At 42.3% G+C, this 10,100-nt stretch carries 8 protein-coding genes and 1 pseudogene; 8 read left to right on the top strand and 1 reads right to left on the bottom strand.

Going from position 1 to position 10,100, the window contains the following annotated elements:
- Positions 1–76, top strand: a pseudogene (locus AAEY57_RS21420) (transposase); the annotation flags it as partial.
- Here the strand turns inward: AAEY57_RS21420 and AAEY57_RS08615 are convergent.
- On the bottom strand, positions 72–572 hold the full coding sequence (locus AAEY57_RS08615) for an efflux RND transporter periplasmic adaptor subunit (RefSeq protein ID WP_212746091.1): 501 nt from the start codon (positions 570–572) through the stop codon (positions 72–74). The pseudogene AAEY57_RS21420 and the gene AAEY57_RS08615 sit on opposite strands and share 5 nt — an antisense overlap.
- A 492-nt stretch (positions 573–1,064) precedes the next feature.
- Between AAEY57_RS08615 and AAEY57_RS08610 the strand changes: the two genes are divergently transcribed.
- From AAEY57_RS08610 to fusA, 7 genes are all read left to right on the top strand, one after another.
- Entirely contained in the window at positions 1,065–2,318 is a 1,254-nt protein-coding gene (locus tag AAEY57_RS08610; RefSeq protein ID WP_138627372.1) for an OprO/OprP family phosphate-selective porin, read from the top strand.
- 12 nt (positions 2,319–2,330) lie between these two features.
- Positions 2,331–3,314, top strand: coding sequence for a Bug family tripartite tricarboxylate transporter substrate binding protein (locus tag AAEY57_RS08605; RefSeq protein ID WP_064666762.1), 984 nt, complete (start codon positions 2,331–2,333; stop codon positions 3,312–3,314).
- Positions 3,315–3,325: 11 nt separating this feature from the next.
- Positions 3,326–3,793, top strand: coding sequence for a tripartite tricarboxylate transporter TctB family protein (locus AAEY57_RS08600; RefSeq protein ID WP_064666763.1), 468 nt, complete (start codon positions 3,326–3,328; stop codon positions 3,791–3,793).
- A 3-nt stretch (positions 3,794–3,796) separates the two neighbouring features.
- Positions 3,797–5,338 carry a tripartite tricarboxylate transporter permease gene (locus tag AAEY57_RS08595; protein ID WP_138627373.1) on the top strand — a complete coding sequence of 514 codons (1,542 nt, stop codon included), beginning with the start codon at positions 3,797–3,799 and terminating at the stop codon, positions 5,336–5,338.
- A gap of 24 nt (positions 5,339–5,362) precedes the next feature.
- Positions 5,363–6,985: an ATP-binding protein gene (locus AAEY57_RS08590; protein WP_138627374.1), complete on the top strand. Its 1,623-nt coding sequence runs from the start codon at positions 5,363–5,365 to the stop codon at positions 6,983–6,985.
- 89 nt (positions 6,986–7,074) lie between these two features.
- Positions 7,075–7,806, top strand: a complete 732-nt coding sequence (locus AAEY57_RS08585; RefSeq protein ID WP_350607468.1) for a response regulator — start codon at positions 7,075–7,077, stop codon at positions 7,804–7,806.
- Between the two features lie 198 nt (positions 7,807–8,004).
- Positions 8,005–10,089 carry an elongation factor G gene (fusA, locus tag AAEY57_RS08580; protein ID WP_290193434.1) on the top strand — a complete coding sequence of 695 codons (2,085 nt, stop codon included), beginning with the start codon at positions 8,005–8,007 and terminating at the stop codon, positions 10,087–10,089.
- The last annotated feature ends 11 nt before the right edge of the window (positions 10,090–10,100 follow it).

The raw sequence follows: 10,100 nt of genomic DNA, 5'->3' as shown, positions 1-10,100 counted from the left end.
TATGGGTTGGTCATATGGATTCAAACTACATTTAATAATTAATCATTTAGGTGAGATTGTGGCGCTAAAGCTCACAATTTACTTTCGGCCTGTGCACGCAGTTGGGCACTTTCAAGCTCGCTTTTTAAAATAGTCAGGCTTGCTTGGCGCTCTAATAGCTGACTTTTTTGATTGATTATTTGTTCGTTAGCGCTGGCTTTTTGTCTTGCCAATTCGAGCCGTGCGACTGATAAACGTTGCGCTTGTAGTGGATTTACCAGGGTTAAAATAACGGTGTCTTTATTGACGCGGGTGCCGGGGTATACATGAATAGCTTCGACCATGGCGCTATCGGTATTGGTTAAATAACGCTGATACTTTGATTTTAAACGGCCAAAGCCACGTATTTTTATTACAAAATCAGCTTGAGTTACGGTGGCTATTTGCAGTTGATTAGCCGCCAATGTGGTAGGTGCTAGCCATGAGTAAATCAGCCAAATAATAAGCGCTATGCTAATAAGTAAGGTACCAAATATGAGTTTTTTACGCTGACTCGGTTTGGTGCTGCGTTTTAAGGTGCTATCAATATCCATATGTTGATCTTTGGCTTGTAAAATAGTTATGGGGACTAAAGCCAGTAATGTGCCATATTTAATGTATTGATATTAATCAATATTTTTTCTTTGTTCTAAGTGAAACTTCCCATTAATGGGAAGTTGCCACACAAACGGGAAAATTAACCATCACTCTAATGCCTCTTGATTTAGCGCAATGGGAGCCCGCTTTATATTTTTAGTTGTAATAATCCAATTTTAACAGAGGAGCAACGCCAACAATTTGATCAGTTTTTATTAGCTGAGACTGAGAAAACACCACAGAAATAAAATAATGCTATTTATATCAACCTCTTGTTTTGTTCATTTTGCTCGTGATTTTTATGGGTAAAAAGAGCGAAACAAACATCAATGAAACTTAACTTCTAAACATTTCGTTAATCAAGCGTTAGCACTATGCTCGATGATAGATAGCAGATTGCAGTAGCTCATCTAACGACAACAAAATCATACACAGGTGTGGAGAAAATAATGAAAGCAAGTAACACACAATTGGCTTTGGCCATTGCAGCAGCTCTAGCAAGTACCTCAGCATTAGCTGCCACCGATACTGAAAAATTACAACAGCAACTGGATGAGCTACAAAAAGAAGTCGACTCAATGAAAGGCAATAAAGCCTTTAACCTTGAATTTGGCGGCCGTTTACAAGTGGACTATAACTACTTTGATGGTGCTTACAACGCGGGTCCTAACCGCTCAGGCGAAGATGCCAGTGACTTTTTTGTGCGTCGTGCGCGTTTATACGTTGAAAGTGAGCATGGTGATTGGGATAATAAATTATTATTAGATTTTGCCGATAACAGTGGTGAAATTGTTATGGCGCGCCTACGTTATAGCGGTTTTGGTAACGGTTTAAAAGTGCAAGTCGGTAAGTTGCGCGAAGATATCTCATTAAATGCGTTAACCAGCTCTAAGTACATTACCACCATTGAACGTAGTTCATTGGCTGATAACGTATCGCCTTATTTCCAATGGGGTACGTCGGTATACCAATACTTTAAAGATACCGGTTTGCGTTATGCGGTTGGTGTTTATAAAAATGAAGCGTTTGGCGCTAACGGTAACAACAATGACGATGGTTCGCTGGCATTATCATTGACTGGTCGCTTAACGTGGCAAAAAGATCTTGATAACGGTGTATTGCACTTAGGTAGCTGGTACTCAAAGCGTGATATGGGCGGACGAGTATTAACTGGCGCTCTTGCGCGTGGTGAAGTGCGTAGCACTAATACACGCTTACTTAATTACGCAGCCGGTGGTGAGCTAGTTCGTTTAAACAGTTTTGAGCAAATGGGTCTTGAAGCTGCATACCAAAATAAAGGTTTTAGTGTTGAAGCTGAATATGCAACACGTGAACTAGATACTCTCGACAGCGCTTCGGTACTCGATGGCGAACGTTTTGATGCCTACTCATTAACGGCAAGTTATTTCCTAGATGGTTCGCAAAGAAGTTACTCAAAAGGCAGTGCCGTATTCTCTCAACCTAAAGGTATTAAAAATGCGTGGGAATTAGTGGCGCGTTTAAGTGCTGCTGATGCAACCAGTGATTTTCAAGGTACTGAAGTAACTACCTATACCGCTGGTGCAAACTACTACTACTCAGCAAACGTGAAGTTTATGGCCAATGTAATTTACTCTGAAGTTGATGGCCCTGGTGCTAATGACTTGGTGGGTGATGAAGATGATGGCCTTGGCTTAGCTGCGCGTATTCAGTACTTATTTTAGGATTAAATCGTTATGAATTTACTTAAAAAATCATTTAAATCTTTTAAAACTACAGTACTGGCGGCATCGCTTGTACTAAGTAGCCCGTTCGCAATGGCTGATATTCACTTTTTAGTACCGGGTGGCCCCGGTGGCGGTTGGGATACTACCGCGCGTGGTGTTGGCGAGGGCTTAGTGAAATCAGGTATTGAGGACAATGCGTCATTTCAAAACATGTCGGGCGGCGGTGGCGGTCGTGCGATTGCTTATTTAATTGAGTCGGGTACCAAGAAAGGTGACATTTTAATGGTTAACTCAACACCTATCGTGTTGCGTGCATTAACCGGTAAAATCCCTTACAGCTACCGTGATTTAACCCCTGTTGCCAGCATGATCGCCGATTATGGTGCATTTGTGGTGCGTAATGATTCACCGTTTAAAAGCTGGCAAGATGTGATTGCTGCAATGAAAGAAGATCCTAGCTCTGTAAAAGTGGCTGGTGGCTCAGCACGTGGCAGCATGGATCACTTAGTGGCAGCGCAAGCTGTTAAAGCGGCGGGTATTGATGGCCGTCGTCTGCGCTATATTCCTTATGATGCCGGCGGTAAAGCAAAAGCGGGCTTGTTATCTGGTGAAGTTAACTTACTTTCAACCGGTTTAAGCGAAGCGCTTGAAGTTGCCAACGGTGGTCAGGCACGCATTTTAGCGGTGACCTCAGGGGATGCATTACCAGATTACCCAGAAATTCCAACGCTAAAATCATTAGGTTATGACATGGAGTTTGTTAACTGGCGTGGCTTTTTTGCTGCACCTAATTTACCAGCCGACAAACTTGCAGAATACACCGAGAAACTACGTAAACTACAAACGACTCCAGAGTGGGAAGTGGTACGTGCACGTAATGGTTGGTTAAATTTATTTCAAGAAAAAGATCAATTTATAAAGTCACTTGAGCAGCAAGAAGCCCAGCTCAAAGTTGTTATGGAAGAACTCGGCTTTATTCGTACGTTACGTTAATCGAGGCTCTGATGTTGAATCGCGAATTACTAGGGCCAAGTTTATTCTTGGCGCTATTTACCCTATACGCCATTGTTGCATGGCAAATTCCATTACTCCCATTTGAAGAGTATGAAACAGTCACCTCTGCTACTTTACCTAAGGTCTATGCAGCATTTGGCATTATTGTTTGCTTACTTTCAATCGGGGCTACGTTACTTAAACCAACCGAAAAAACAGATAGTGATGATGTACTTGAAAAATCAAATGTACTAAGAACATTTGGCTTGCTGATATTGATGGTGGTTTATAGCGCAGCGCTTGAGCCAATTGGCTTTTTAATATCAACCAGTGTGTTTTTATTAGTTGGCTTTTTTGTTATGGGAGAGCGTCGCAAAAAGATTTTATTGCTGGCATCTATTCCTGTTGCTGTGGTGTTTTGGTTTTTAATGACCCAAGTACTCGGTATTTATTTGGTTCCTGGCAACCTGTGGAGTTAAGTTATGTTTGATGGAATTATGCTGGGTTTGTCGACCGTACTCGACTGGAACAATTTGCTCTATGTGATTGTAGGTTGTTTTGTCGGTACCTTTATCGGCATGCTACCGGGCCTTGGCCCTATTACTGCAATCGCGTTAATGATCCCAATTACTTATAGCATCGGTGCTGATTCCGGCATGATCTTAATGGCCGGGGTTTATTATGGGGCCATTTTTGGCGGTTCAACATCATCTATATTGATCAATGCCCCTGGGGTTGCCGGCACGGTAGCTTCTTCCTTTGATGGCTATCCGTTGGCAAAACAAGGTCATGCCGGTAAAGCATTGGCGATTGCTGCTTACTCCTCCTTTATAGGCGGAACGGTCGGCGCTATTTTGTTGATGGTTGCAGCGCCTTTATTGGCAAAAGTGTCATTGAGCTTTCAATCTCCTGACTATGTAGTGCTGATGTTTTTAGGCCTAACCGCAATTGCTGCTTTTTCGAATAAAGGGCAATTTTTAAAAGCGATGATGATGACAGTGTTCGGCTTAATGCTCGCCACTGTTGGTATTGATCCATCATCAGGCACAGAGCGTTTTACCTTTAGCCAAGCAGATTTACTTGATGGTATTAGTTTCTTATTAGTGGCAATGGCAACCTTTGCATTAGCAGAGGCGCTAATCAATGTAGTACGTCCAGAGAAGAAAGAAATCAAAAGCATCAATGATTCAGATACCCCGCAAATTGGCTCAACAAAATTGACCAAAGCAGAAATAAAAGAGATGGCACCAACAGTAGGCCGTTCATCGATTCTTGGTTTTATCATTGGCGTATTACCTGGTGCCGGTGCAACGATTGCCAGCTTCATGGCGTATGCAACTGAGCGCAATTTAGCGCCTAAAGCGTTAAAAGATAAATTTGGTAAAGGATCATTACGTGGTTTAGCAGCGCCAGAGTCAGCTAATAATGCGGCGTGTACTGGCTCGTTTGTACCATTATTAACCTTAGGTATCCCCGGTTCTGGCACTACCGCCATTATGTTAGGCGCGTTAATTGCCTATGGCATTCAGCCAGGTCCAATGTTAATGCAAGAAAATCCCAGTGTATTTTGGTCTGTTATTGTAAGTATGTATTTTGGTAACATCGTATTACTTATTTTAAATCTACCTTTGATACCGTATTTTGCAAAAGTATTAGCGATGCCAAAATCAGTGTTAACCATTATGATTTTGTTCTTCAGCTTAATTGGCGTGTATTTAGTCTCCTTTAATACTTTTGATTTATTTATGATGGTTGGCTTTGCTGTGGTGGCGCTGGTATTACGATTGTTGGCTTTCCCAATGGCACCGTTACTACTAGGCTTTATTTTAGGTGACATGATTGAACGTAATTTCCGTCGCTCAATGATGATCTCTGATGGTTCATTAAGTTTCTTATGGGAACGCCCACTAACACTGAGTATTTTTGTTATCTCATTATTAGTGTTGTTATTTCCATTAAAAGACTTTATAACCCAACGCCGTGCTGATAAAGCTGCAGTTAAAGCGAAGCAAGAGCATGCGTAATTGAGCTTAAAGCTGAGGTAACTAATGATTGACACCAAAAAGCAAAATCCGTTGCAACACATAGTTAAAAAGCCCAAGCGTTTAGAAACGCGGTTAATAATTTGGGTAACGGGGCTATGTGTATTACAAGCAGTGTTATTTGGCGGCTTGGTGTATCAAATTACCGCGCAAAGTTTGCATAACCACATAGGTGATAAAGCACTGGCTGTGGCAACCAGTATTGCATCAAGCGATGAGGTTGTTAAAGCATTAAAAAATCCCAGTGACTTGGTAGCAATTAACCAAGAAATAGAAAATCTGCGCCAGCTTACTGACGCAGATTTTATTGTTATTGGCGATAAAAATGCCCATCGAATTGCCCACCCAGATCGTAATAAATTGGGCAAAAAAATGGTTGGTGGTGATAGCCAAGCAGCGCTGCGAGGTGAGCGTTACATCTCAGTGGCACAGGGTAGTTTAGGCGAATCTATTCGCGGTAAAGTGCCGGTTTATGATGAACAACAAAATATAATAGGTTTAGTCTCGGTGGGCTTTTTAGTGCAATCGATTGAGCCCTTGATCAGAGCGCGTATTGTAGAAATTATGATCTGGGGTCTGCTGTTAGTTGTTTTGAGTATTGTAGCCGCTATTTTTATTGGTCAGCGAGTAAGAAATGCTATTTTTGGCTTGCAGCCCGATGAAATTGCGAGGTTGTTTTCAGAGCAGGACGCTATTTTAAATACTATGCGCAGTGGCGTAATCGCCCTTGACCCAGATGGCCGAGTACGCAAGCTAACTCAGCGTGCTTGTGAAATTTTAGATAAACCAGCCGCTTGTATTAATCAGTCACTCACGCTGAAAGATTTACTACCAGAGCATGCTGAGTTTTTACTGCGCAACCAGCGCCGTAAAATGGTCGGCTTTGAGCTGTTTGCTGCGGATAAACGCTTGGTACTCTCGCGCTTTTCATTGCAAGTACAAGGGCAGGCTGATGGTATTTTACTTACTCTTCGTCCCGCTGATGAACTTGAGTACCTAAGTCAGCAGTTAACCAAAGTGCAAGCCTTTGCAGAGCTTTTAAGAGTGCAAACGCATGACTATTCAAATAAGCTCAACTTAATTGGTGCGCTTATTCAAATGGGTAAAAATGAGCAAGCAATAGAGTTAATTGGCCAAGAAAGCCAAGGCTCGCAAGCACAAATACATCACTTGTTAGAACGTATTCAAGACCCTGTTTTAGCAGGGTTATTAGTAGGGAAATATCACAAAGCGCGTGAGTTAAATGTGGTGCTGGAACTTAACCCAGATAGTTTGCTCGGTGCCATAGAGCGCACCGACATGTTAGAGCGAGTGGTATCAATACTGGGTAACTTAATTGATAACGCGATAGATGCAGCGATCAGAGCCAGTAGAGAGCGCACGCCTTATGTACGAGTAACGGTGGATGAAACTAGCCAGACATTATTGTTTGATGTTGAAGACAGTGGTTTTGGTTTAGGGAGTGATCACGAAGTGATTTTTACGCCCCAATATAGCTCTAAAAGCGGTGCCGAACACGGTATTGGTTTATATTTAGTGAAAACGAACTTAGATTCCTGTGGCGGCAGTTTGGAAATAGGCGAATCAGACTTAAAAGGGGCGCGATTAAGCGTCTATATCCCAAAATAACACCCTGCAATTTGGGTAATAAGCAGTAATGAAGCAATAATAAAAGTATAAATACGCTGCTATTACAAGGCTAACATGAGTAATAAAAAATGACATATTCAGTAGTTATTATCGAAGATGAACTCGAAGTTGCACAACTTCTTGCTCAATACCTGCTTTTACCTAATGGCGTTGCGGGAAACCAAACTGCGCGGCAAAGCTTGCGACAAGGTCAGTACCAAGTAGTTGGTATTGCTGCAAATCTCAGCACTGCTACCGGGTTGTTACAGGCGATAGAGCCCGATTTGATCTTGCTTGATATCCACCTACCTGATGGTAACGGTCTGGATTTATTGACTGATTTACGTCGCCGCTCGATTAAAAGTGAAGTGATGCTACTGACTGCTGCCAAAGAAGTCGAAACTCTCGAAAAAGCAATGCAATTGGGTGCTTGCGACTTTTTGGTAAAACCGTTAATGCTTAATCGGCTTAATCGGCTTGATCAAGCGTTAGCTCGTTTTGAGTCTCGCCAGCAGTGCTTATCGGATGCCAATGAAGTAACACAATCTATGGTGGATACCTTATTTGGCTCAAGTGAACAAACAAAAGCACCGGTTAGACTGCCGAAAGGGGTTGATCAGCTGACTTTAAAAAAAATCATTGATGCCTTTAAAGAGCATAAAAAAACGCCTTTTACTGCCCAGCAAATGGGCGATTTAGTTGGGGTAAGTCGCTCGACGGCGCGACGTTATCTAGAGTATTTACTAGAGGCAGAGCAAGTAAGTGCCGACCAAAGCTATGGCAGCATAGGTCGGCCAGAACGTTGTTATAAAATGAGCTAAGTTTGTTATCACTTTGAATTTAAAGACTAAGTGAATAATAAGTAGAGCACTTTTTGACATCTTCTTGAAGCTAAGATGGAAACGTCAAAAATATTTTCTAGAATTGATTGCATTTTAAGCGACTTCTATGGTGATGTTCGCATTAAGTAATGCTATACTCCCGCCGAATAATTTTTCGACTTTATTAAGAGTAAAATAATGGCAGATTTATCGAAGTACAGAAACATTGGTATTTTCGCGCACGTTGATGCGGGTAAAACCACAACTACTGAGCGTATCCTAAAGCTTACAGGCACTATCCACAAAAGCGGTGAGACACATGATGGTGAATCGACTACCGATTTCATGGAGCAAGAAGCTGAGCGCGGTATTACTATCCAGTCTGCGGCAGTAAGCTGTTTCTGGAAAGATCACCGTTTCAACGTTATCGATACTCCTGGACACGTTGACTTCACCGTTGAAGTTTACCGTTCACTTAAAGTATTAGATGGCGGTGTTGGTGTATTCTGTGGTTCTGGTGGTGTTGAACCACAATCAGAAACTAACTGGCGCTATGCGAACGAATCAGGCGTTGCACGTATTATTTTCGTAAATAAATTAGACCGTATGGGTGCTGATTTTTACCGTGTAACAGCGCAAGTACAAAAAGTACTTGGTGCTACTCCACTTATCATGACTTTACCAATCGGTATTGAAGACGAATTCATAGGTGTTGTTGATGTTTTAAACAAAAAAGCATACATCTGGGATGAGACAGGTCTTCCAGAAAACTACACTATTGAAGACGTTCCTGCAGACATGGTAGAGAAAACTGATGAATACCATGAAATGCTTATCGAAACTGCTGTAGAGCAAGACGATGACCTAATGGAAGCGTACATGGAAGGTGAAATCCCTTCAATCGAAGACATCAAGCGTTGTATCCGTAAAGGTACTCGTGACCTTGCGTTCTTCCCTACATTCTGTGGTTCTGCATTCAAAAACAAAGGTATGCAACTTGTACTTGACGCAGTAGTAGATTACCTACCTGCTCCTACAGAAGTTGATCCTCAACCTCTTATGGATGAAGAAGGTAACGAAAACGGCGAGCATGCAATCGTATCTGCTGACGAACCTTTCAAAGCGTTAGCATTTAAGATCATGGATGACCGTTTTGGTGCATTAACATTCGTACGTATTTACTCTGGTAAGCTTAACAAGGGTGACACTATCCTTAATGCATTTACTGGTAAAACTGAGCGTGTTGGCCGTATGGTTGAGATGCAAGCAGATGAGCGTAAAGAGCTTACTTCAGCGCAAGCGGGCGATATCATCGCTATCGTTGGTATGAAGAACGTGCAAACTGGTCACACTCTTTGTGATCCTAAGCACCCAGTAACACTTGAGCCAATGGTATTCCCAACTCCAGTAATCTCGATTGCTGTACAGCCTAAAGATAAAGGCGGTAATGAGAAAATGGGTGTTGCTATCGGTAAAATGGTTGCAGAAGATCCATCTTTCCAAGTTGAAACTGATGAAGATTCAGGTGAAACTATCCTTAAAGGTATGGGTGAGCTTCACTTAGATATCAAAGTAGATATCCTTAAGCGTACTTACGGTGTAGACCTTATCGTTGGTCAACCACAGGTTGCTTACCGTGAAACTATCACTCGTGAAATCGAAGATAGCTACACGCATAAGAAACAATCTGGTGGTTCTGGTCAATTCGGTAAAATCGATTACCGTATCAAGCCTGGCGAAGTGGGTTCTGGTTTCACGTTCACATCTTCAGTTGTTGGTGGTAACGTACCTAAAGAATTCTGGCCTGCAGTTGAGAAAGGCTTTAAGTCAATGATGAACGAAGGTGTTCTAGCTGGCTTCCCAGTACTTGACGTTGAAGTTGAACTTTTCGACGGTGGCTTCCACGCCGTGGATTCATCAGCAATCGCATTCGAAATCGCAGCTAAAGGCGCTTTCCGTCAGTCTATCCCTAAAGCGGGTGCACAACTTCTTGAGCCAATCATGAAAGTTGACGTGTTCACGCCAGAAGATCACGTAGGTGACGTAATCGGTGACCTTAACCGTCGTCGTGGTATGTTAAGCGACCAAGAAGCTGGTTTAACTGGCGTTCGCATTAAAGCAGACGTACCGTTATCAGAAATGTTCGGTTACATCGGTTCACTACGTACAATGACATCAGGTCGTGGTCAGTTCTCTATGGAGTTCTCACACTACGCACCATGTCCACAAAACGTAGCTGACACAGTAATCGCTGCAGAAAAAGAGAAAAAAGCGGCTAAGTAATTAGCACTTTA

The sequence above is a fragment of the Pseudoalteromonas sp. MER144-MNA-CIBAN-0113 genome (assembly GCF_040308965.1).
GTDB lineage: Bacteria > Pseudomonadota > Gammaproteobacteria > Enterobacterales > Alteromonadaceae > Pseudoalteromonas > Pseudoalteromonas tetraodonis.
This window is presented reverse-complemented; position numbering and strand designations above follow the sequence as displayed.